The following is a 23,365-nucleotide window of genomic DNA, read 5'->3' on the forward strand; positions in this document are numbered from 1 at the left end:
CTTTGGTCCGGTATGGTATAAACGTTTTGGATTCTAATCTCATATGGATTAAAGCGTTGATGGACATCAGTAACCCGCAAGACGATTGTTGCAGAGAGCCGGCGGAGGGTGCAAGCCGGTACAAGCTTGAAGGGTGAATTACCGTCCGGAGCAGCGAAAGCGAAAGCGTTATTCGCGGTATGAACCGCAGCAAGTAGCTTTTTGCCGGGAGCAGCCCGTTACGAGCAATGAAGTGAAAACATGCACATTTCCCCGTTTACGCGGCGGATTGCTGTTTTAATTAGGGTGGTACCGCGAGTGAGGCCTTCTCGTCCCTTTGTGACGGAAGGCTTTTTTGCTGCAATTTTTAAACTGAAGGAGAAGATGAACACAATGAACATTTTGCAGGATCTTGAATTTCGCGGCTTGATTCATCAAGCGACGGACAGGGAAGGTCTCGAAAAAAAGCTGAGCGAAGAACGCGTGACCTTGTATGTCGGATTCGACCCGACCGCAGACAGCTTGCATATCGGCAGCCTGCTGCCCATCTTGTGCTTAAGAAGGTTCCAGCAGGCGGGGCATATTCCGATTGCGCTGGTGGGCGGCGGTACCGGCTTAATCGGTGATCCGAGCGGGAAAGCCAACGAACGGACGCTGAATTCGAAAGACATCGTCGACGAGTGGACGGAGAAGCTGAGAAAGCAGTTATCGCGTTTTCTCGATTTTGATGCTGCGGGAAACCCGGCGCAAACGGCCAACAACTACGATTGGATCGGTTCGTTAAACGTCATCGATTTTCTCCGCGATGTTGGCAAATATTTCTCCGTGAACTATATGCTGGCCAAAGATTCGGTTGATTCCCGGCTGGAGAAGGGGATCTCGTTTACGGAGTTTAGCTATCTGATTTTGCAAGCATATGATTTCTACAAGCTTAACCAAGAAAGAGGTTGTTCGCTGCAGCTCGGCGGAAGCGATCAGTGGGGCAACATTACCGCGGGCCTGGAGTTGATGGGTCGTACGAACGGGGCGAAAGCGTACGGATTGACCTTGCCGCTGGTTACCAAAAGCGACGGAACGAAGTTCGGCAAAACCGAGTCCGGTACGATCTGGCTGGACGCCGCCAAAACATCGCCGTACCAGTTCTATCAATTCTGGATTAATACGGATGACAGCGATGCCGTCAAGTTCCTGAAATATTTTACATTCTTAAATGAGGCGGAAATCGCCGAATTGGAACAGAAGCTGAAGGATCAGCCGGAAAAACGGGAGGCGCAGCGCCAGCTCGCCAAAGAAGTGACCGAGCTCGTACACGGAACCGAGGCGAGAATTAGCGCGGAAAATATTACTGCGGCGTTATTCAGCGGCGACGTGACGCAATTGACCCAGCAGGAGATGGAGGAAGCGTTCAAGGACGTTTTGTCCGTGGAAGTGCAGCAAAGCGAGATTCCGCTGATCGATTTGCTGTTGGAAGTGAAGGCGGCGCCTTCGAAGCGCCAGGCGCGCCAGGATATCGAAAGCGGGGCCGTCTATATCAATGGGGAGCGGACCAGCGGCTTGGATAAAGTTATTACCGAAGCGGATCGCCTTCATGGTAAATACGTGGTCGTCCGCCGCGGCAAGAAAAATTATTATTTGGCTAAGTTTGATTGATCCCCCTCAATCCCCCAAGGGGGACTCCCGGGCGTTCAGGCACCCCGGGACCCCGCACGGTAGAGCGGCTATGTGCCTCGAGCCCGCGCCAGTCGTGCCGCTTATCGCTGACGCTTAAGCTGGCACTCCGCGCTTAACGGTGGGCGGAGTGATGCGTGGAGCGGCTGTGTGCCTCGGGCTCGCGCGAATGGTGAGCCCTTGCTGTCGCTTCGCTTAGCATTGGGCTCACCCGCGCCTTTTGTTCGTGGGTATGCAGCCCCCTCAATCCCCCAAGGGGGACTCCCGGGCGTTCAGGCACCCCGGGACCCCGCACGGTGGAGCGGCTATGTGCCTCGAGCCCGCGCCAGTCGTGCCGCTTATCGCTGACGCTTAAGCTGGCACTCCGCGCTTAACGGTGGGCGGGGTGATGCGTGGAGCGGCTGTGTGCCTCGGGCTCGCGCGAATGGTGAGCCCTTGCTGTCGCTTCGCTTAGCATTGGGCTCACCCGCGCCTTTTGTTCGCACGAGCGCATACTTACTCAAAAGTACACCCAAAACTACAACCAACAAAAAAGCCTTGGCTTCGCTTTTCAGCGGGCCAAGGCTTTTTAATATTAACGGCTGTAAAACTCGACGATTTGTTTTTCGTCGATTTCTTGAGGAAGCTCAGCGCGCTCCGGCAAACGGATGAATTTGCCTTCCATGGAGCTGTCGGAGAATTCCAGGTAAGCCGGCAAGTAGTTGCGGTTAGCAAGAGCTTCTTTAACGGAACCTTGGTTGCGGCTTCTTTCGCGCAAGCTGATAACGTCGCCTGTGCTAACAAGGTAAGAAGCGATATCCACTTTTTTACCGTTAACAGTCACGTGACCGTGAGCTACGAGCTGACGAGCGCCCGCACGGGAGTTAGCCAGACCCAAACGGTATACAAGGTTGTCCAGACGGCTTTCAAGCAAAATCATGAAGTTTTCGCCGGCGATACCTTGCATATGGGAAGCTTTGTCGAACAGGTTGCGGAATTGTTTTTCGTTCAAGCCGTACATATGGCGAAGTTTTTGTTTTTCTTGCAATTGAACGCCGTAGCCGCTCAATTTTTTGCGTTGTCCTGGACCGTGTTGTCCTGGAGGGAAAGGACGTTTCAAATCTTTGCCGTTTCCGCTCAGGGAAATGCCGAGGCGGCGGCTTAACTTAAATTTAGGACCTGTGTAGCGTGCCATGTATAAACTTGCTCCTTTTTAGTTGGTTTTGGTTTTGTAATGACTCGGGTGAAGCATGTGCTCGATTGTCCAACGGCTTAGCCGATCATCCGGGAAAGTTCAGCCGCTGTCCCGGTGCGGACAAATCAGTGAGGGTGACACAGGCTTCCACCAAACATACTCCTGCATAATGCTTTGGAGGATGTTTATTCTCGACTTCTAATTTTATAAGATGAACTTAGGCATTGTCAAGTAAAATGCTCCAATGATTAAATGCTTTTTTGGACGAGTGAAGTTCTGTGATCATGAATATTTTAAGTATGTTTGAATACGATAATTATAGTGCAACTTTTATAGTTTCATAGTATCATTAATATTAACATATTTTGGGCGTAAATTTTTGATGTTGAAAAGAGGCTGCCGGATGGGCGAACTCGAGCGATCGATTTTTAATAAACATGAGGACCGCTCCCAAATCCAGGACACTTTAGCAACAGAGGTCTTAAACGGGCTGCAGCCTGAGATGGCGGTTGAAGCGTTTGAATTGTGCATCACCAAACTGCCGGATATGCTTGTGCACGATTACAGCATGTTGATCTTATGCGATTCCGCTGGTAAGCGACTTGTTTATCACCTGGTCAATAATTCCCATGATGATTCCGTGCTGCTGAGATGCGAAGATTGGGGCGTCGCGACAATCGGCCGGAACGCCGCATCGGTGAGTTTGGAAACGGCCGAACCGGCCGTTGTTGCATTTCATGAGCACGGATCGGAACGTCTCGCGAATATGCAATCGTGTGCAGCGCCTATCGTCCAAAACGGCACACTTGAAGCCGTGTTATTGATAATAACGCATAAGAAGACCGGGCGGGAGCAGCTGATCGGCGGGCTGGAGAATGTTAAAGCGCTGTTTTTATGCTGTTTGGAACTCGCTCAGGAACGAAAGCGCAGCCGTGAGCTGACAACGCTTCATGAGTCGAGTTATTTGGATGCCGGCAAACGCGATTTGCTGTTTCAGACTGCCAAAAAACTGCTTTCCCTGATTGATGTGGATCACGTGCTGACGGAAATGATCGACAATGTGAAAAAGCTGTACCCTTCCGCGCAGGTCGATTTGTTTCTGACGCAAGATAAACATAACTCCAAGCTTCCGGTGAAGCCGCTTAATTTCTCCAGAGCGGGGGACGACATCTGCACCCGCTCTTTTATGGAAGGGCAGCTTCTTTACGAAATGAGCGAGGCGGGAGGAATCGCCGGAGGGAGCGCTGTTGCCGCCACCATCGCCGCACCGCTGACAGGGAAGCAGGGGGTGTACGGCGTATTGCGTCTTGGGTTAACCACGGACATGCTCGATTCGACGGACATTCAGCTGATTTCGATGCTGGCGGATACGGCGGGAACCGCATTTGAGAATGCGATTCTTTACGAGCAATCGAACCTGCTTGTCGGCGAGTTGCGGCTGATTAACGAAATAACCAAACGCCTGAACCAGAGCTTGAGGTTAAACGAAATTTTTAATTTCGCGATGTCCGAGCTTATTCAAATATTCGGGGCGGATTTTTGCTGTATTTTGCAGCTGGACAAGGAAAATGAAAGGCTGGTCGTACAAGCCAGCAATCTTCCGGCGTTGTTCAACGAGATTTTCAAGATGGACTATGGCTTCTCCGGCATCGTTTATGCCACCAAGGAGCCGATTATCATATCGGATTATTGGACCAATCCGAAGGTCACTTCCAAACTGATGGAGGTAACCAACGCCCGCTCGCTGCTGGCTTCCCCGATTATGGTGAACGGCGACGTAGTGGGTGTCGTGCTGGTCGCTCACAGCAAGCCGCATTTCTTCTCGTACGATAACTACAAGCTGCTTCAGGTGCTGAGCGGTCATGTAGGTCTGGCCATCACAAACGCTTCGCTGCATGCCGAAGTGCGGCGTATGGTCATCACCGACAATTTGACCGGCATGTATGTAAGGCATTATTTAGACGAGCAAGTCAGCGTGCATCAGAAAAAAGATTTCTGCGGATCGTTGATCCTTGTCGACATCGATCATTTTAAACGCGTCAACGATACGTACGGTCATCAGATCGGCGACAAAATTTTGATTCAGGTGAGTCAAATCATGAAGTCGAGCATTCGCGAAAGCGATATTGCCGCCAGGTGGGGCGGGGAAGAGCTGGCGATTTATTTGCCGGGCGTGACAATCGAACAGACGGTCCGTATTGCAGAACGCATCCGGACCCGGGTTCATACGGAAACCGATCCTCAGGTGACCGTATCCTGCGGCGTCTCCGAGTGGAATTGGCAGGACGACAAGATCAGCGTGGAAACGTTGTTTTACAAGGCCGATATGGCTTTGTACGAAGCGAAAAACAGCGGGCGCAATCAAATCAAAGTAGGCTGACGGACGGGCTAGGCGACGTTCGTTTTTTTATGCCGTTTTTGCAAAAGATATGCTTCTGCATAACCGTTCCGCACCCCGGAAACCCTAACCACAGAAAGGGCGGGGACATGACATGAACATACGACGGTTTGTTGCTGCAGGGTGGCTGGGAATGGGGCTAATGGCCTTCTGCCCGGGCTGCAGCTACGATGGCGGGCAAAACGGCGAGCAGCTGCTGCAAACATCCGTAGCCGCGCTAACCGGCAAGAGCAACTTTGCTTTCAGCGGCGTTTCGGAAGTCAGCACGCAAGGCAGCCCGGCCACCAAAACGTTAAGTTTTGAAGGCGTCTTAGCGGGGCAGAACCAGCTTTACATAAGACAAACCGATTCCGGAGCCGGGACAGGAATTGCCGCCGCGGGTGCAAGCGGAGCTACAGGAATCATGTACAGCAGGGCGGAGAACCAATGGGTGGAGGCCAAAAACGCTCCCGGACTGCAATCCACGTTATTAAAGCAGTGGAATCCTCTGAACAAGCTTGAGCAGCTTAATCAATCGAATAAAACGGTAAAAAGGGATACGACACACGCGGCCCAGGCCGGCGAAACGGTGCTGCAAATCACGTTGGCTCCTGAAGATATGAAACGGTTCATCGCCGACGATTTGCGAGAACAGCAAAGTCGTATCAGCGTGGAGGAGCAAATCAAGCAAGCGCAAGCGGGAGGCGCACTGAGCGATGCCGCCTTGGAGACGCTGCGCAAGAAGCTGACGGAGACGCTGCAGGCTTCGCAGGCGGAATTTGAACAGATGCTAACGACGCTTACAGCGGACGGTAGCTATTACTTGTGGGTTAACCGCAGCAGCAAGCTGCCAAGCAAGCTGGTCATCGAAACCAACCTGGTCTACAACCTGCAAGGAGCTGCCAAACAAGAGAAGGTGACGGCCAGTTACGATTTTAAAGATTACGAAAAACAACCGTTCATCCCTCAGCAATGAGGGTTTTTTTGTGTTACAATAAGTTAGATATCGGCAAGGAGGGAATAGGGATTGTCCACTTTAGACAAACATAAGCTTGTAAGAGCGCTGTTGTACATACTGATTGCCGTCGTCGCCTGCTTTTTAATCTATAAGATATTTTTTACGCGGCACGGAGTCCGGATCACACATATGAACATCGAGCATTTAAGCGACACGCTGAAGGACTTGGGCACTCCGGGCAAGCTGATCGGGGTTTTGCTCGTTTATGTGCAGACAATCTTTCCTTTTGTGCCTTTTGTCGTCGTAGCGGCTGCCAACGTGGTGCTGTTCGGCTTTTGGGAAGGATTTATCATCAACTATGTCATGTCCTGTTTAGGAGCTATTTCCGCTTTTCTGGTTGCGCGTTATTACGCCTACAACTGGGTTAACCGCAAACTCGAGGGTAATGCGCTTGTGGGCGAGTTCAACAAGCGGCTTGAGAAAAACGGCTTTTTCTATATCGCGGTCAGCCGCGTCATTCCCGTCTTGCCATCGTTTGCGATCAATTTGGGCGCCGGCGTGATGAAAGTTTCCGTGCAAAATTTCATTTTCGGCACGATTATCGGCAAGTTTCCGATGATATATTTGGAAACGATGATCGGGCACGATTTATTTCATTTCCGGCAAAATAAAGACAGACTGCTCATTTTGCTTATCGTGTTTGTTGTGCTGATTTATTTAGGAAGCTTGTTCAAGAAAAAGCTGTCCGGCACTAAAAAATAAGGAGGATGTTCCCATGAGAGATCCGCGTCTTCAGCAGTTGGCCCGCAATATAGTCGGCTATTCCCTTGATGTGCAGCCAGGCGAGAAAGTATTGATTGAAATGATCGGCTCCGAGCGGGAAATTGTCCGTTGTTTAATTGAGGAAGTCTACGCCAGGGGAGGACAGCCGTTTATCGATTTGGCGGACCGCTCCGTGCTGGCAAGCTTGCTGCAGTCCGCGACCAAAGAGCAGATTGAATATTGGGCGCAAATCGATCTGAAACGGATGCAGGATATGGATTGTTATGTGGCGATTCGAGCCGGGGAGAATGCCAACGAGCTGGCCGACGTACCGGAAGAGCAGACGAAGCTGTACAACTTGTATTACCGCAAGCCGGTTCATCTGGAGCAGCGGGTGAAGCGAACCCGCTGGGTCGTCATGCGTTACCCGAACCCGTCCATGGCCCAGTCGGCCAATATGAGCACATCCAAGTTCGAAGATTTTTATTTTCAAGTGTGCAACCTGGATTATTCCAAGATGTCGGCGGCCATGGACCCGTTGCAGGAACTGATGAACCGTACCGACAAAGTGCGGATCGTAGGACCGGGTACGGACATCCGTTTTTCGATCAAAGGCATCGGTTCGGTTAAGTGCTGCGGCCGCCGCAATATCCCCGACGGGGAAGTGTATTCCGCGCCGGTGCGCGATTCGGTCAACGGAACGATTACGTATAATACGCCGTCTCTGCAATCGGGTTTCACCTTCGAACAAATCAGCTTCCGCTTCGAGAACGGGAAAATCGTGGAGGCAACCTGTAACGACACCGCACGGCTGAACGAGGTGCTGAATACGGATGAAGGGGCGAGGTATATCGGCGAATTCAGCCTTGGCTTTAACCCGTATATTTTATATCCGATGAAAGATACGTTGTTTGACGAAAAAATTGACGGCAGCTTGCATTTTACGCCGGGCCAGGCGTACGAAGCGGCCGACAACGGCAATCGCTCTTCCGTGCATTGGGATCTGGTGCTTATTCAAAGGCCGGAATTCGGCGGCGGCGAAATTTATTTTGACGATGTGCTGATCCGGAAAGACGGCCGGTTTATGATTCCCGAGCTGTTCCCGCTGAATCCGGAAAATTTGAAATAGAGCACTGTGTAATCAACGCCTGGTTGTAAAAAACTTTATAAAGGTTATTGCGTGTTAGCGTTTTCCAATGTATGATAATAAGCAAATGGCGACAAGCCTGGATGGTAAATATTGGAGGGATTTATAATGCCTAATGCTAACAATGCTGCAATCGTAGAAATTTCTCAAACTGCCAATAAGTTTAGATCTTCGATCGTACTGCAGTATGATAACAAGTATATCGATGTGAAAAGTATTCTCGGATTGTTTACAACACTGCTGACTACAAGCAGTTACGATCTGCACGTGCATGGTCCGGACGCTGATGAAGCGAAGAAAGCAATGGCTGAAGTATTTGCCAAGCACAATTTGCAAATCAACAGCATCCAAGACTAATCGCTTTTTTTGCAGCATCCTCCGAATGGGGGATGCTTTTCTCTTGTGTAAAGCTTCATTTTCGTCTAATATAGTGAATAGGACAACAGAACAGTGGATGATTTTACATAGAGGGGGGAAGTTTGATGTCATCGCCTGATCTTATGCTTACATTATCGCAAAAAGCGTTAAATCTTCTCCAGGAAGATGCCAATAAAATCGAAAAGCTGATCGAAGTCCAAATGGAAAATTTGACGACCCGGAAGTGTCCCCTTTACGAAGAAGTGTTGGACACGCAAATGTACGGACTGTCCCGGGAAATCGATTTTGCCATTCGGGCCGAACTGATTTCGGAAGCGGCGGGTAAGCAATTGCTAGCGAAGTTGGAGCGCAATTTAGCCAAGTTGTACGAGGCTTTAAATATTAAAGGGTAACCTTCCCCGAAGGTTGCTCTTTTTTTTGCCTGTCACACCAGAAAAAACGCGATGCCCAAAATTAAATAAACGACGATCAGCAGCACACCTTCGTACCAATTGGTGCGGCCGTCCTGGGAAATGGACTTGGCAATCAACGCGGCGACGCCGATCGCGGCGATTTCGAATGTGGTGAACACAAGATTCATCGGATTGCCAAACAAAAAGCTGACCAGCACCAGCACGGGGGACACAAACAAGGCAATCTGCAGGCTGCTGCCGACCGCGATTTCCACGGCCGCCCCGATTCTGTTTTTCCTCGCCATTAATACGGCTGCGCTATGTTCGGCCGCATTGCCGATGATCGCGATCAGAAACGCCCCGATAAACAGTTCGGACAGCCCGAATTGGTGGGCCACCGATTCGATCGTGCTGACAAGCCATTCGCTTTCGAAAGCGACCATGACGGTGGCGACAAACAACATCAGGATGGAAGTGCCTTTGGACCAGGCCGGTTCGCCATGCTCCACCACCTCGTCGGCGAGTTCATTTTTGTGAGTGACCATGGAGAAAAGCAGCCATAGTAAATAAGCGACGATCAGCAGGACGGAAACGATCAGGCTGAATCGGCTGTTTTCGTGGCTGGTCAAACTGCTTGCAAAAATCGCCGGCACAAATAAAGCGATACAGGCAAGCAGCATCAGCGAAGAGTTGTAGCTGGCCAAGTTCTGATTGAACTTCTGCTCCTTGAACTTGAGTCCTCCCAAAAACAGGCTGAGGCCCAGCACCAGCAGCAGGTTGCCGATAATGGAGCCCGTGATGCTGGCCTTGACGATGCCAAACATGCCGTCTTTGACCAGAAAAATCGAGATGATCAGCTCGGCTGCATTGCCGAAGGTTGCATTCAGAAAGCCTCCCAGCCGTTCACCCGAATAATGAGCCACGCTTTCCGTCGCTTTGCCCAGAAAACCGGCGACAAAAATAATGGCGATACACGATATGATGAATTGCACCGTCGTCGTAAAAAACGGAGCTTTTATGTAATGCGCGACAGCACTTAAGATGAAGCTGACCAGCAAGCCTATGGTAAATCCGTTTAATTTCATTTGAGGCACCCCGTATGCTATATTTAAGTTGACCGAGCTTTTTCCTATTTTTGCTGCAAATCTATTGTAATATACCGTTTATTTCTAATAAAGCAAGAAATTGTTCGGATCGAAATTTTTCTATGAACATACGTTTGTGGTTAAGAGAAAGGGAGGATATCAAATGGATTTAAAATTGCAAGGTAAAACGGCGGTTGTTACCGCTTCCAGCAAAGGTTTGGGGCGGGCCATCGCGGAGCAGCTCGCAGCGGAAGGGGCTAATTTGCTGTTATGCAGCCGGGAACTATCGCGAATCCAAGCCGTGGCTGAATCCATCTCGCAAACTTATCGCGTGCAGGTGGAAGCAATTGAAGCGGACGTCAGCAGCAAACCGGACATCCAGAGATTAGTGGAGACGGCTCAAAAGCGTTTTGGCCAAGTGGACGCGCTGGTATGTAATGCTGGAGGCCCGCCGGGGGGAGGATTCCTGCAATTCGACGATGAGGCATGGGAAAAGGCGTTTCAGACCACCCTGATGAGTGTTGTGAGGCTAATCAGAGGTTTTTACCCGCTGATGCAGGAGAATGGGGGGAAGGTGGTTACGATTGCTTCCACCTCGATCAAAACGCCGATTCCGGGCCTGATCCTCTCCAACGTATTCCGAACCGGAGTGCTTGGCCTTATGAAGACGCTGGCTTCGGAGTTGGCGCCAAACGGCATACTGCTGAACACCGTATGCCCCGGACGCATCCAGACGGACCGTCTGCTTGAGCTCGACTCGGCAAAGGCGGCGAGAGAAGGACGTGGCATCGAGCAGGTGCAAGCGGAACTGGCCGGTGAAATCCCGCTTGGCCGATACGGAAAACCGGAGGAGCTTGCGGCCATATCCGCTTTTTTATTGTCGCCGCTTAACAGCTATATGACGGGTTCGGTCTTTTACGTGGACGGCGGCATGGTAAGATCGCTTTAATTCTTAAGAAATGCTGAATTTTGGCATAAATAGCTTGCCTTAAGTTGCGTTCCGATTGCCGACCCGGTACAATATGAAATATAACCCAAAAGGAGTTGATCCGAATGTCCGAGCAATTAGATTCAGGAATTATCCGCATTTCAGATGATGTAGTCTCAACCATCGCTGGTTTGGCAGCGCTGGAAACTCCTGGGGTAGCTGCAATGTCAGGCGGTATTTCGGAAGGATTAGCCAAACGCTTAAGCGGGAAAAATGTGCAGAAGGGCGTTTCCGTTGAAGTAGGTCAAGTTGAAGCGGCCATCGATTTGCGGATTATCGTCAATTACGGCAGCCGAATTCAAGAGGTATGCCGTCAGCTGCAGGAGAATGTCCGCGATGCAGTGGAGAATATGACCGGTCTTACCGTCGTTGAAGTGAACGTCAAGGTTGAAGGCGTTACGTTCAAAGAAGAAGAAGCCGCGATTTCCTACGAGGAAGCACACCGGGTTAAATAACGCATACAGTTGTTTATCGTTAAAAAAAGAGAGCCTTTTAGGCTCTCTTTGTCGTTTCTTTATCGGGTTTATTCTGCTCGCGCGAAATGCTGAGCAGTATGCCGAGACTGACCAGCGTCGTAATAATCGAAGATCCCCCGTAGGAGATCAGAGGAAGGGTAACCCCGGTCAGCGGTATACTTCCTGTGACACCCCCGATGTTAATCAGCGCTTGGATGCCAAGCATCGAAACGATGCCGACCCCAGCCAGCGTAGCAAACATATCGGTGCTGCGCAGCGCCACGATCAAACCGCGCCATATAAACAGCAAATAGACGATCAAAAACAATGAACTGCCGATAAAACCAAGTTCCTCGCCGATAATGGCGAAAATAAAGTCATTATGCGCGGCAGGCAAATAATGCAGCTTTTGAATGCTTTGTCCGAACCCGGCTCCGAATACGCCGCCATGTCCAAAGGCGTACAGCGATTGGACCAGGTGGTAACCTTTGCCAAGCTTGTCCGCAAACGGGTCGAGGAAGGTGGTAAACCTGTCGATCCGGTAACTTTGGTGATTGGTCAGCAAATAGAAGGAAAGCAGCAAGCAAGCGGCGGATGCGGCAGCTGTTCCCAAGAAAAAGATATGCTTGAGATTGGAACCGCCTACGAAAATAATGACACTGGCCCCCATCAGCAGGACCATAGTTGATCCGGCATCCGGCTGCAGCATGATTAAACCGGAAACAAATGCCAATACGACAAGCGCGGGCAGCAGACCGTTGCGAAAGCTGCGGAATTTCTCGTCTTTTTTGCTGATCAGCACAGCCAGGTACATAATAACCGCGAGCTTGGCGAATTCGGAAGGCTGAATGCCGAAGGGACCGATGTAAAACCAGCTCTTGGCTCCGTTGACCTCTCTGCCGATAATCGGCACGAGAAACAGCAGGGCTACAACGAATAAAAAAAACGGGATGACCCATTTTTTTAAGCTGAGGTAATGCATGTTCATGCAAACAAACATGCCTACTGTACCCATTGCAATGAACTCAGCTTGTCTCACGGTATAATACCATGGGTCGTCCCGTATGTAGCTTTGCGTCATCGAGCTAGCGCTGAATACCATGGCAAGTCCGAAGCACACTAGCAGGAAAGTTAAAAATAATAAAAGAAAATCGGGAGTTCCTCTGCGTGGAGGGCTCATACCGCAATCTCTCCGTTATACAGCAAGCTCTTTTTTTAATTCGGCCAGCTTCTGCTGAGCGATTTTCATCACTTGGTCAGGGATTGGCGCTTCATAATCCAAGCCATGAGGGAAAGTAGTGCGTCCCATATACACGTCTTCAACGGCAAGAATGGCATGAGGAGATTCCAATTTTCCCGATTCGGCGCGTGTATTGATCCGCAAGAAGTATTCTTGGTTAGCCGGTTTGTCCACGATTTTCAAATCGTAGGTAGCGCGGTAGTACTCCCATTGCCAACGCACAAAACCTAATTTTTCGGACGCATGGTCCAGATGAGCCAAGTCGCTTTTTAAGCCTTTGACAGCGCTATTTTCAATAATCACGGAAAGACCTCCTAAAATTCGTATCAGCTGTGTAGTTTTCATCGATATGTACCGATTCCTTTATTCATGATAGTATGTTTCCCAAAGTTGTGCAACCCTCATACAAGGCTTTGAACTGGTTACAATTATGAAATTCCTGTGACACCGGGATGAAACAAAGCGAGGGATTTGTTAAAATAAATCTAATTAGTAATGTTAAGCTACATTATTATATGGAAAAAGCGGAGGGGTTCCTGAGATGGCTGCAATAGAGGAAACGGTAGACCGCCTGTACACTCAAATGGTCGAATGGCGGCGTTATTTGCATCAGCATCCGGAATTGTCGTTTCATGAAGCGGAAACCGCCGCTTTCATCGCAAAGCAGCTTGATGCTTTGGGCATCTCTGTAAGAACCGGGGTTGGCGGTCACGGAGTGCTCGGATATTTACAAGGAGGCAAGCCGGGCCCGACCGTTGCGCTGCGGGCCGATATCGACGCCTTACCGATTCAGGATGAGAAAGCGTGCAGTTATGCTTCGCGCACATCCGGCGTCATGCATGCCTGCGGCCACGACGCGCATACGGCGACATTGTTTGGAGCGGCGGCCGCTTTAGCGGAGCACCGGGACGAGCTGGAAGGCAACGTTGTTTTCCTGTTTCAGCCTGCTGAAGAAATCAGTCCCGGCGGTGCGGTGCCGATGATTCAAGACGGCGCGTTGGACGGAGTGGACGCCATATATGGCGTTCATTTGTGGACCCCGTTCCCGGTCGGAAAAATCGCCTCCAAAGCCGGCCCGCTGATGGCCGCTGCAGACGAATTTATTATCGACGTCAAAGGAAAAGGCGGCCATGGCGGTTTGCCTCACCAAACGGTGGACAGCATTATCGTTGCTTCGCATCTTGTCGTTAACTTGCAAACGATCGTCAGCCGCTCGGCCGATCCGACGGAAGCTTGCGTTGTATCGGTGGGTTCGCTTCACGGCGGCACAAGCTTTAACGTGATAGCCGAAACAACAAGAATTATCGGCACGGTGCGAACTTTTAACGAGGATCTCCGCCGGCAGGTCAAAGAAAGGCTAGAGCAGATCTCCGCCCATACTGGCGCCATGTTCGGGGCTACCTGCACGGTTGACTACAAATGGGGATATCCGCCCGTTGTCAACGACCCGGCGGAAGCCGAAAGATTTTTCCGGGTAGGGGCTGCCGTATTGGGAGACGATGCAGTATTTGAAAGTCCGCTGATTATGGCCGGTGAAGATTTTGCTTATTATCTTCGGGAGCGTCCGGGCTGCTTTATGTTTGTAGGCGCGGGCAATCCGCAAACGGAGGCCGTCTATCCCCACCATCATCCGAAATTCGATATCGATGAAAATGCGATGCGCGGCAGCGCCAAGCTGCTGATCTCGATGGCGCTTGATTACATGAAGCATTCCGGTAAATGCTAATCGAACAGCCGTATGGCTGCCCCTCATGCAGGAGAATCTAATGTAGGCGCAGATTCGTCAATTCGTTTCTTCTGCCGTTCATAAAATTGATGAGGAGGGATTTCATTTGGCTAGAACGTTAAAGGAAATCATGACCACCGACTGTGCAACGGTAACACTTAAAGATAACGTATATGAGATTGCGGTAAAAATGAAGCAGGAGGACACCGGTTTTATTCCCGTAGTCGAAGGCAATAAATTAATCGGCTGCGTAACGGACCGCGACCTTGTGCTCCGCGGGTACGCCGAGAAAAACGAAGGCTCCGCCGCTGTCGAGAAGGTGATGAGTAAAGACGTCGTTTGCGCAACTCCGGAAACGACCGTCGATGAAGCGGCCAAACTGATGGCGCAGAAGCAAATCCGCCGTCTTTGCGTTTGCGACAATGGGAACTTTGTGGGTATCGTCTCGCTGGGGGATTTGGCCGTACGTGACAAATACGAAGATGAAGCCGGCGAAGCTTTGAGCAAAATTTCCAAAGACAAGCAATTTGCCCACGTCTAATCCCAATTGCTTGCAAGTCAAACCGTTCTTCGCATGCCGAGGAACGGTTTTTTTCTTTTTTTATTACTACATATCAAATCAAGAGCGCGGCGCTTAAGCGACGGCGGGAAATTGAAGGGGGATTTTCCTAGACAGTGGATTTTTTATGTTCTATAGTTAAGGTGTAAAGGGGGGATACTATGGAAACAAGCTTGTTTCCAAAGGATCCGTTTTCATTCGGGTACAATATCAACAGGCCGATTCAAGGCGTATTTCATTCGCATAATCAATACGAGGTTTATTATTTTCATGGCGGCAAATGCAATTATTTGATCGGCGACAAAATTTATGTGCTGGCCCCTGGGGATTTAATTATTCTGAACGGAATGACGCTGCACTGTGCCAATGTCGACCCCGACTATGAATACCGGCGTTCGACGATCCATTTTGATCCCGTATATATACGGCCTTTCCTGGAATTGACCGGTGCCGTCAATGTGCTTAAGCCGTTCCAGGATTTGCGTAATTACCGTATTCAATTAAGAGGGCAAGATAAAGAGGAGGCCGAACGGCTGCTGCTTAACTTAAGCGGCTTTAACCGCCGCAAGGATTTGATTGATTTTAACCGGTTCCGGCTTGCATTCGTCGATCTGCTTTATTTTATATACCAGTTTTGCCAGAAGCCGCTTGAAGAAAAGCAGGAATTTCCGACCGATAAAGAAAAACACGTTCAGGACATCATTTCTTTCGTAGAAAGTCATTACGGCGAAGATTTGCATATGGAGCAGTTGGAGCGGGAGCTGCATTTAAGCAAATATTACTTGTCGAAAATTTTCAAGGACGTCACGGGCGTAACGATTTTTGATTATTTGTACCAGCTTCGCATTAATCAAGCCAAAATATTGTTTTTGCTTTACAAAGATATGTCGGTAACGGAAGTATGCTACCAGGTTGGCTTTAAACATTTGGCCCATTTCAGCCGCATGTTCAAAACACAGGTCGGTAATACGCCGGAAAAGTTTCGCAAGCAGATGCGAACATAGCAATCAAAGTTAAATTTCGAGCTCGATTGATTAATGAAGATAAAGAGGGCATGGTCTCTCTATGATAATATAGGTGTTGAACACGTGTGCATTATTAAAATGGGAAAGGCAGGAGTTGTCGTGAGCCAAGTGAAAATCGGGATTCTCGGAATTGGCAACATGGGCAAAGGCCATACGAAATATTTAATGAACGGCGAAGTCAAAGGCGGGGTCTTATCCGCTATTTGCGATATCGACCGGACGAAGCTGGAATGGGTAAAAGAAAATTACGGCGACAAAATTCAGCTGTTTGATTCGGTGGAAAGCTTTTTTGCATCCAAAGCGTTTGACGTGGTGCTGATCGCAACTCCTCACTATGATCATCCGACGTTGGCCATTGAAGCGTTTCAACACGGATATCATGTGCTGGTTGAGAAACCGGCCGGCGTATACACAAAGCAAGTGCGTGAAATGAACGAAGCTGCGGCCAAATCGGACAAATTGTTCGGAATTATGTACAACCAACGGACCAACCCGCTGTATCAGAAGCTCAAAGACCTGATTTCCTCCGGCGAACTCGGGGAAATCAAACGCACCAACTGGATCATTACCAACTGGTACCGCTCGCAGAGCTATTACGACTCCGGCGGCTGGCGCGCAACGTGGGCCGGCGAAGGCGGCGGCGTGCTGATCAACCAGGATCCGCATCAGCTTGATTTATGGCAATGGACGACCGGCCTTATGCCTAAACGCGTACGCGCATTTTGCCAATTCGGCAAATGGCGCAACATTGAGGTAGAAGATGACGTAACCGCATATGTTGAATACGAGAATGGCGCTACCGGCGTGTTTATTACAACGACAGGCGAAGCGCCTGGCACAAACCGGTATGAAGTGTCCGGAGACCGCGGCAAAATTACGATTGAAAACGGCAAAATGACATTCCACCGTCTGCGTGTGCCGGAATCCCAATTTAACCGCGAATTTAAAGGCGGCTTCGGCCAGCCGGAATGCTGGGTCAGCGACATTCCGGTCGGCACGTCGGAAGGCTCGCAGCATCTGGGCATTACCCAAAACTTCGTCAATGCGATCCTGAAAGGCGATAAACTGCTTGCTCCAGGTGAAGAAGGAATCAAAGGTTTGACGATTTCCAACGCCATTCACTTGTCCACTTGGACCGACAACTGGGTTAACTTGCCGATCGACGAAGATCTGTATTACTCGAAGCTGCAGGAGCAGATCAAAAACTCCACGGCCCAAAAAGATGTAAAACAAATCAACATGGATGTAGCCGGCACTCACTAATGCCAAGTGCCCGCTTCATGCTGCAATGCTAATAAAGCCTTGGTTCCGCGCAGGAGCCAAGGCTTTATTTGGTACGCCCAGCATGGGCGTCATTGTCTTTCGAGTTCCACAGTGCGCTCGGTTCCCCGGTTGCTTTTTCGTTGGGCTGCCCCCAAACCTCTCAAAACCTCCGGAGTTATTTCTTGCTTTTCTTTGATCCGCTATCGATGCCCCATAATCCTTTGTTATTGTCACGTGCCGTTTTTTCCAATTTGACGAATTTGTCCGCGTACAGCACGTTTGGGGGAATTGTCATCGTATTGGCATACCCCTCGCTGATAAGCACTTCGTTAAACATCTTTTGCTCGCCTTGAATAAAGACGTACCTCAGCAGCCTGCTGTATTTATCCTTATCGCCCGCATCGCTGAACATATAGACGGTTTTGCCGCTGAGCTGTTTTTTTGTAAAATCGCTGGCTTCTTTCCCGTAGGTTTCGACCGGACTGTTCGGTTTGACCGTCTCCGGAGTATTGACCCCGATCAGCCGTACCTTATCTCCTTCTTCGGTTTGAAACGTATCCCCGTCAACGACTCTTTTGACGCTGGTGACCGTAAATTTATGATCTTTAAGCTCCGGATATTGTTTGATTATTTCTTTGGCGTAAGAATCTCCGGCCATTGCGCTTTGACTGGAACAGCCTGCCAGTAACATCAGCGCCAGTAGGATAAACCATTTTCTCATTTTTTTTCCTCCGAATTCGAATGTATGTTTGCCTTTTTCCATTGTATGGGCAGCGGCAGCTGAAGTAAAGGGGGACTTCCCCGGATGTTTAAATAACGCTTAATCCCTTCATACTAGAAAATGCGAGTTCTCAAAGTCAGACTGTTACCGGGAAGGGTGCATTCAACGATGAAATATGATCCGCAAAAGGCGCTTATCGTGCAAAGCGATTTTTCCATTTTGCTGGAGACACGGCATACACGGTTTGAAGAAATCAGGTCAAGGCTGGCGCAATTCGCCGATTTGGTGAAAATGCCCGAGCATCTGCATACATATCGCATGTCGTCCATCTCTTTATGGAATGCTGCAGCTTCAGGTATCCATGCGGCTCCGATCATCGAGTTTTTGGAAAGCAACGCCAAATTCGGCGTACCTGTTCACATTAAAGAGGAAATTACGCGGTTTGTCGACCGATATGGGCTTGTCCGCATGGAGAGTGTGGGAGAGGAGCTGCTGCTTATATCCGATGATGTGGAAGTCATCAAAGAAATGGTCAGATACAAGTCTCTTCAATCTTACGGTTTATGCCAGCACGATGAAAGGACGCTGCGATTTTCCGCCGCCTATCGCGGCATTCTGAAGCAAGAGCTGCTGAAGCTCGGACTGCCTGTGGAAGACGTGGCCGGTTATCATCAGGGCGAAGCGCTGCCGATCAAGCTGAAAGACGAAGATGAGGACTGCACCTTTATCTTAAGGGATTATCAGCGCTCGGCGGTGGAGTCGTTTTATAAGGAAGGCAGTCTCCATGGCGGCAGCGGCGTTCTGGTGCTGCCCTGCGGCGCCGGAAAAACCGTAGTGGGCATAGCGGCGATGGGGCAGCTCAACTGTGCGACATTGATTTTGACCACCAATACGACTTCGGTTCGGCAGTGGAAGCGGGAGATATTGGACAAAACCGATGTGCCCGATCATCTTGTCGGGGAATATTGCGGCGAGCTGAGAGAAGTAAGACCCATTACGATTGCGACATATCAAATTTTAACATACCGTCGGTCGGAGGCGGACGATTTTGTACATATGGATTTGTTCCGTAAAAGAGATTGGGGTTTGATCGTATACGACGAGGTGCATCTGCTGCCGGCGCCCGTGTTCCGCGTAACCGCAGGCATTCAGGCGACACGCAGACTCGGTTTGACGGCAACGCTGGTGCGCGAGGACGGCAGAGAAGCGGATGTATTCTCTTTGGTTGGTCCCAAAAGATATGAGATGCCATGGAAAGAACTTGAGAACAAAGGCTGGATCGCGTCGGTCAGCTGCACGGAAATCCGCATCCCTTTGGATGAGGCGAACCGTCACCGGTATACGCTTGCGGAGCCAAAGCAAAAGATGCGGATTGCCGCAGAGAACCCGGCAAAGCTGGGAGTTATTCAACGGCTTTTGGGCAAGCACCCGCATGAGCAGGTCATCATTATTGGCCAATACGTAGACCAGTTGAAGCGGATTGCAGAGGAACTAAGCGCTCCGCTCATATGCGGCGAAGTGCCTCATGACGAACGTGAGCGGCTGTACACGCAGTATCGCTCCGGCATGCTGCAGGTGCTTGTCGTATCCAAAGTCGCTAATTTCGCCGTTGATTTGCCGGACGCCGCCGTAGCGATCCAAATATCCGGCAGCTATGGCTCAAGACAAGAAGAAGCTCAGCGATTGGGGCGTATTTTGAGGCCAAAACCGGGGCGGAACGAAGCGTTTTTTTATTCGGTCGTCTCGGATGATACTAAGGAAATGGAGTTTTCGATGAAACGTCAGTTGTTTTTGGTAGAGCAGGGCTACAGTTATCGTATCGAACAAGACAGCGGCAAATCCGCACCGGAGGAGGCCACTGTATGAATACCAGCTGGATGCTGGCACAGATGCCCAAGCAACTGCGTGCCGCCATAGAAGCGAATGAATCGCTGGCTGATTGGCTGCAGAAGGGTTATACATTGGAGCAAATCTATACCCAAGAGCCGATTTTATCCTCCATCTTGCAAGTGATGTCGCGTTACGAAAGGCTTGTGTTGGAGTCGATTGTCAAGCAGCTCGGCTGCGAACCGTTTGGCTGGGCGGATTTGGAGAAGTGCTGTTCTCCGGCATTGTTCGCCTCGCAAGCCAAAGTCGGTTTTGTCCTGCTGTTACGCAAAGGTTTTGTAGTCAGCATGAAAAAAACATGGGGAGAACACGTTTACGCCATTCCCGAAGATATGATGGACATTTGGCAGAACCTTCTGCTGGACAAGCTGCCTGCGGCGGCAGCCGGCGCGGATACGCGGGAAACGGTCGGGGTACCGCCGCTGACGGCCGATTTATTCCGGCTTCTTTGTTATGTGCGAAGAAACGAAGTGACTTTAACCCAGAAAGGGGCGCTTCATAAGCGTCATTTGCAAAAGCTGAGCGAACGGATGAGTGTTAATATGCAGCCGTTGTCCGCTGCCGGGTTAAGTTATACGTTCGCCGATCAATATGATCCGCCGCTGGCGGTTGCGCTTGACTGTGCTTTAAAGCTTGGTCTGATTGCCGCGGCGGACGGGCGTTACGTATTGTGCGATTCAGCTGCCGATCAATGGATGAGCTTGCCGGTCGCCGTTCAGAATGAGCGGCTTTATCAGCTGTGGAAGCAGCAGGCTGCGGGAAGGACCGCGATCATGCGCCATCTGGTCTATGCGCTGGAGCAGAGGAGCGAATATGAGCCGCTAACCTTGAAGGAAGTTATGAAGTGGCTTGCCGCTTCGGGAGTTGCGCTTAACACGGAGCAGATGGAGCATATTTGGCAGGAATGGATCCGGAGCTGGGCTGCGCCTTGTGCAGCTTTTGGCTGGCTGGAATGCTCGGAAACGTCTGTCAGCTGGCTTGTGCGCCCATTGCCTGACAAGAACAAGCAGGTTGCCGATGAGGACCGGGAAGCGGACGGCGCTTTTTTCGTGCAGCCGGATTTTGAAGTCATCGTGCCTCCGGCCGAGTCGTATGAGCCGCTTTGGGAGCTTGAGTTGTTCGCGGAATTGCACAAGGACGATGTAGCGTCAGTGTACAAAATATCAAAAGAGAGCGTCTTGTCCGCTTTGGAGCGGGGGAAAACGGCGGACGGTATACTTCAGTTTCTTGCCAGATTCGCGATTCATGGCGTGCCCGAGCATATTGAGGAAGCTTTGAAACAGTGGGAACGGCAGTTTGGCAAGGTTGCGTTTTCCCATGTAACCTTGCTGAGGTGCAGCGATCCAACAGTTGCCGGGCAGCTGGCCGATCATCCGAAAATTGCCGGATATATTGTCGAGCAGCTTGGGGAATGCGATTTTATCGTCGCCGCGGACAAGCTGGAAGAACTTCGCACGTGTTTAGGCGAAGCCGGATATGCTCCGCCAAAATCCACTTCCGGCGGAATGCCCAGTGCCGTAAGCCGCATTTCCGTGGATTCCAACGAAGACGAGCTGACTGAACGCCAAGGAATATTGATATCTCAGCTTCCTGCTTTTTATAAAATGGATCCACATTTGCCGGATATTCACGATTTGTACCCGAACTTGCGCGATGTTCCTCCCATGTGGTGGAAGGATTACCGCTCTTACCATTCTTCCACGAGAAAGGAGCTTGCGCGGCAAGCAATCGAATGGAGGACAGCGCTGCAGCTTCGCAGGCAAGGGGCGGATACGACCTTTATGCCAAGCCGGGTCCAGGAAACGCGGGGGACCTGGCATCTGTTTGGTTTGCCGTTTGGCGGCGAAGCCCGGCAGGAGCAAGGACAGGAAATGATGCTTGTTCCGGAAGAGTGGGAAGAAATGAAATTGATCGTTCCTGGCATAAATGATAAATAATAATACAACGACAACAGGAGCCTAAGTGTGATATGATAATAGGTGAATGACAAGCTTGTACTTAAAGAGGCAGTTCAAAAAGCCGATTTTTTGAACTTGCACTTAAAGAGAGGTGGTGCGGCTGTGAATTTACTGGAAGCCGACATAACGGACACTTTGGATATGTCTGCCATTCTTATGCAGGCGTACTCCATGGGGGACATGGTCAACAATTCCGCCGAGATGGCGGATTACTTATATTGGAAAAGCCGGAAAGAAAGCGACCCGCAGGTCGAGCCGCTTGTTCGGCTTTTGAACAAAAAAAAGGAGCTGCTTGAAGAAACCGAGCGGTTCGGGCATTTTCATCCCAACTATCACGAGGCGTTGGACGATGTTAATGCCATCTTGGCACAGCTTGATATGATCGAATCGGTGCGCCGCTTTAAAGAGGCCGAGGAACGTCTTGACGATATGTTGTACACCATATCCGACATGATCGCCAAATCCGTATCCGATACGATCAAGGTGCCAGGCAACAAGCTGATTACCGGCGGCGGATGCTCCAGCGGCGGTTCATGCAGCGGTAAATGCGGCTGAACTAGAAACTGAAATCTTACGGCGCATACTGCCTCAATTGAAATTGCGGCAGTATGGCGCCGACCTCTGTTCCTTTCCAATTCGTAACCTTCGGAGTGTGGAACGCCTGCAATTCGGCGATTTCCGCAGCTTTTAGCATGTCTAATTGAATAAGCGCTTCCATGACGACAGGATATAACGCGCGTTCGGAGCCATCTTCTATTTTTACGGCTAAGCCAAGGTTGGCATCGGGACAGGTAAGAGCAAACACGCCTTCTGCGCCCATTTTGCCAATGATACGCCCTTGAGTTACTTCGATCAGCTTCGTATCGAAACGTCCGGTTCCGGCGATAAAATAAGGATAATTGCATATCGCATCTTTGATGAGGTTAATGGCCTTAACCCGCGAGGAACCGAGATCGTCCGGTTGGCCAAACCGGGCATAAGCGCGGGCCAAGCGGTCAAGCGGCATGCCAAATACGGGAACGCCGCATCCGTCGGTACCAAGCGCAAGCCGGTCTTCCGGAAATTCGCACATATCGGCTACGGTTTTCCGCATTTGGAGCTGGACGGGATGATTGGGGGAAGCGTAACTTCCTATATCCGCTTCATACATGGCGGCTAATGCCAGCATGCCGGCATGTTTGCCGGAGCAATTGTTATGCAGCGCAGTGGGGCATTCCCCACGGGCGCGCATGGCAGCGGCTGTCGGCGCGTGAAACGGTTCATGAGCGCCGCAGGTGAGCGCTTCGGCCGTGAGCCCGAGACTGGCGAGGATAGCGTGTGCGGCTTCGGTATGGCCGGGTTCGCCGCCGTGCGACGCGCACAACAGCGCGATTTGTTGCTGCGCGAGTCCGCGCGCTGCGCCCGATTCCACGACGGAGATTGCTTGCAGCGGTTTTGCCGTTGAACGGATAAAGGTAAACACGTCCGGCTGGCCGACCGCATACTTCACGTGTCCTCGGTGGTCGACCACGGCCAGATGCCCGTGGTGTTTGCTTTCGACGATGGGGCCGCGCACGACGTGAGCGACAATTTCGGAACGATTCATCGTTATTCCTCCGTATATCCACCATATTTGAAAGAAGG

Annotated in this window: 22 protein-coding genes and 1 other annotated feature; of the genes, 16 read left to right on the forward strand and 6 right to left on the reverse strand. The window is 50.5% G+C overall.

Going from position 1 to position 23,365, the window contains the following annotated elements; genetic code table 11:
- Positions 1–47 precede the first annotated feature (47 nt).
- Positions 48–319, forward strand: a binding site (T-box leader).
- Between the two features lie 53 nt (positions 320–372).
- A complete protein-coding gene (gene tyrS, locus EYB31_RS15665) occupies positions 373–1,629 on the forward strand; it encodes a tyrosine--tRNA ligase (RefSeq protein WP_131014281.1) in 1,257 nt (418 codons plus the stop codon).
- Positions 1,630–2,221: 592 nt separating this feature from the next.
- Here tyrS and rpsD read toward each other — a convergent pair.
- Positions 2,222–2,821, reverse strand: coding sequence for a 30S ribosomal protein S4 (gene rpsD, locus EYB31_RS15670; protein ID WP_131014282.1), 600 nt, complete (start codon positions 2,819–2,821; stop codon positions 2,222–2,224).
- Between the two features lie 403 nt (positions 2,822–3,224).
- On the opposite strand from rpsD, the gene EYB31_RS15675 reads away from it, so the two are divergent.
- The 6 genes from EYB31_RS15675 to EYB31_RS15700 all read left to right on the forward strand — a co-directional run bounded on the left by EYB31_RS15675 (position 3,225) and on the right by EYB31_RS15700 (position 8,835).
- Entirely contained in the window at positions 3,225–5,201 is a 1,977-nt protein-coding gene (locus EYB31_RS15675) for a sensor domain-containing diguanylate cyclase (RefSeq protein ID WP_170318237.1), read from the forward strand.
- A gap of 112 nt (positions 5,202–5,313) precedes the next feature.
- The gene (locus EYB31_RS15680; RefSeq protein ID WP_131014284.1) at positions 5,314–6,174 is read left to right on the forward strand and encodes a hypothetical protein; all 861 of its coding nucleotides are present in this window, start codon (positions 5,314–5,316) and stop codon (positions 6,172–6,174) included.
- 51 nt (positions 6,175–6,225) lie between these two features.
- Positions 6,226–6,918 carry a TVP38/TMEM64 family protein gene (locus EYB31_RS15685; protein ID WP_240762462.1) on the forward strand — a complete coding sequence of 231 codons (693 nt, stop codon included), beginning with the start codon at positions 6,226–6,228 and terminating at the stop codon, positions 6,916–6,918.
- A 13-nt stretch (positions 6,919–6,931) separates the two neighbouring features.
- Entirely contained in the window at positions 6,932–8,047 is a 1,116-nt protein-coding gene (locus EYB31_RS15690; protein WP_131014285.1) for an aminopeptidase, read from the forward strand.
- A 126-nt stretch (positions 8,048–8,173) separates the two neighbouring features.
- Positions 8,174–8,422, forward strand: coding sequence for an HPr family phosphocarrier protein (locus EYB31_RS15695; RefSeq protein ID WP_131014286.1), 249 nt, complete (start codon positions 8,174–8,176; stop codon positions 8,420–8,422).
- Positions 8,423–8,547: 125 nt separating this feature from the next.
- Positions 8,548–8,835 (forward strand): Fpa/YlaN family protein, encoded by a 288-nt coding sequence (locus EYB31_RS15700; RefSeq protein WP_131014287.1) that lies wholly within the window; start codon positions 8,548–8,550, stop codon positions 8,833–8,835.
- Between the two features lie 32 nt (positions 8,836–8,867).
- Here EYB31_RS15700 and cax read toward each other — a convergent pair whose 3' ends face one another.
- A complete protein-coding gene (gene cax / locus EYB31_RS15705) occupies positions 8,868–9,920 on the reverse strand; it encodes a calcium/proton exchanger (protein WP_131014288.1) in 1,053 nt (350 codons plus the stop codon).
- 163 nt (positions 9,921–10,083) lie between these two features.
- Here cax and EYB31_RS15710 point away from each other — a divergent pair, with 163 nt between their 5' ends.
- Positions 10,084–10,869 (forward strand): SDR family oxidoreductase, encoded by a 786-nt coding sequence (locus EYB31_RS15710; RefSeq protein ID WP_131014289.1) that lies wholly within the window; start codon positions 10,084–10,086, stop codon positions 10,867–10,869.
- A 104-nt stretch (positions 10,870–10,973) separates the two neighbouring features.
- On the forward strand, positions 10,974–11,363 hold the full coding sequence (locus EYB31_RS15715; protein WP_131014290.1) for an Asp23/Gls24 family envelope stress response protein: 390 nt from the start codon (positions 10,974–10,976) through the stop codon (positions 11,361–11,363).
- 37 nt (positions 11,364–11,400) lie between these two features.
- Here EYB31_RS15715 and ftsW read toward each other — a convergent pair whose 3' ends face one another.
- Both ftsW and EYB31_RS15725 read right to left on the reverse strand, forming a co-directional pair.
- Positions 11,401–12,543: a putative lipid II flippase FtsW gene (gene ftsW / locus EYB31_RS15720; protein WP_131014291.1), complete on the reverse strand. Its 1,143-nt coding sequence runs from the start codon at positions 12,541–12,543 to the stop codon at positions 11,401–11,403.
- Between the two features lie 15 nt (positions 12,544–12,558).
- A complete protein-coding gene (locus EYB31_RS15725) occupies positions 12,559–12,906 on the reverse strand; it encodes a YugN family protein (RefSeq protein ID WP_131014292.1) in 348 nt (115 codons plus the stop codon).
- A gap of 238 nt (positions 12,907–13,144) precedes the next feature.
- Between EYB31_RS15725 and EYB31_RS15730 the strand changes: the two genes are divergently transcribed.
- The 4 genes from EYB31_RS15730 to EYB31_RS15745 all read left to right on the forward strand — a co-directional run bounded on the left by EYB31_RS15730 (position 13,145) and on the right by EYB31_RS15745 (position 17,176).
- Positions 13,145–14,329, forward strand: coding sequence for a M20 metallopeptidase family protein (locus EYB31_RS15730; RefSeq protein WP_131014293.1), 1,185 nt, complete (start codon positions 13,145–13,147; stop codon positions 14,327–14,329).
- Between the two features lie 130 nt (positions 14,330–14,459).
- Positions 14,460–14,870: a CBS domain-containing protein gene (locus EYB31_RS15735; RefSeq protein WP_165452443.1), complete on the forward strand. Its 411-nt coding sequence runs from the start codon at positions 14,460–14,462 to the stop codon at positions 14,868–14,870.
- Positions 14,871–15,049: 179 nt separating this feature from the next.
- Positions 15,050–15,892: an AraC family transcriptional regulator gene (locus tag EYB31_RS15740; RefSeq protein ID WP_131014295.1), complete on the forward strand. Its 843-nt coding sequence runs from the start codon at positions 15,050–15,052 to the stop codon at positions 15,890–15,892.
- A 120-nt stretch (positions 15,893–16,012) separates the two neighbouring features.
- Positions 16,013–17,176, forward strand: coding sequence for a Gfo/Idh/MocA family protein (locus tag EYB31_RS15745; protein WP_131014296.1), 1,164 nt, complete (start codon positions 16,013–16,015; stop codon positions 17,174–17,176).
- A gap of 175 nt (positions 17,177–17,351) precedes the next feature.
- On the opposite strand, the gene EYB31_RS15750 is transcribed toward EYB31_RS15745, so the two are convergent.
- Positions 17,352–17,897, reverse strand: a complete 546-nt coding sequence (locus EYB31_RS15750; RefSeq protein ID WP_131014297.1) for a thermonuclease family protein — start codon at positions 17,895–17,897, stop codon at positions 17,352–17,354.
- Positions 17,898–18,065: 168 nt separating this feature from the next.
- Here EYB31_RS15750 and EYB31_RS15755 point away from each other — a divergent pair, with 168 nt between their 5' ends.
- The 3 genes from EYB31_RS15755 to EYB31_RS15765 all read left to right on the forward strand — a co-directional run bounded on the left by EYB31_RS15755 (position 18,066) and on the right by EYB31_RS15765 (position 22,297).
- A complete protein-coding gene (locus tag EYB31_RS15755) occupies positions 18,066–19,763 on the forward strand; it encodes a DNA repair helicase XPB (protein WP_131014298.1) in 1,698 nt (565 codons plus the stop codon).
- Positions 19,760–21,721: a helicase-associated domain-containing protein gene (locus tag EYB31_RS15760; RefSeq protein WP_131014299.1), complete on the forward strand. Its 1,962-nt coding sequence runs from the start codon at positions 19,760–19,762 to the stop codon at positions 21,719–21,721. The genes EYB31_RS15755 and EYB31_RS15760 overlap by 4 nt, the downstream gene beginning before the upstream one ends.
- Positions 21,722–21,853: 132 nt before the next feature.
- Positions 21,854–22,297 carry a YlbF/YmcA family competence regulator gene (locus EYB31_RS15765; protein ID WP_420819444.1) on the forward strand — a complete coding sequence of 148 codons (444 nt, stop codon included), beginning with the start codon at positions 21,854–21,856 and terminating at the stop codon, positions 22,295–22,297.
- Positions 22,298–22,313: 16 nt separating this feature from the next.
- Here EYB31_RS15765 and EYB31_RS15770 read toward each other — a convergent pair whose 3' ends face one another.
- Positions 22,314–23,327, reverse strand: a complete 1,014-nt coding sequence (locus tag EYB31_RS15770) for an asparaginase (protein WP_131014300.1) — start codon at positions 23,325–23,327, stop codon at positions 22,314–22,316.
- Positions 23,328–23,365: the final 38 nt, after the last annotated feature.

The sequence above is a fragment of the Paenibacillus thalictri genome, assembly GCF_004307995.1.
Lineage (GTDB): Bacteria > Bacillota > Bacilli > Paenibacillales > NBRC-103111 > Paenibacillus_AF > Paenibacillus_AF thalictri.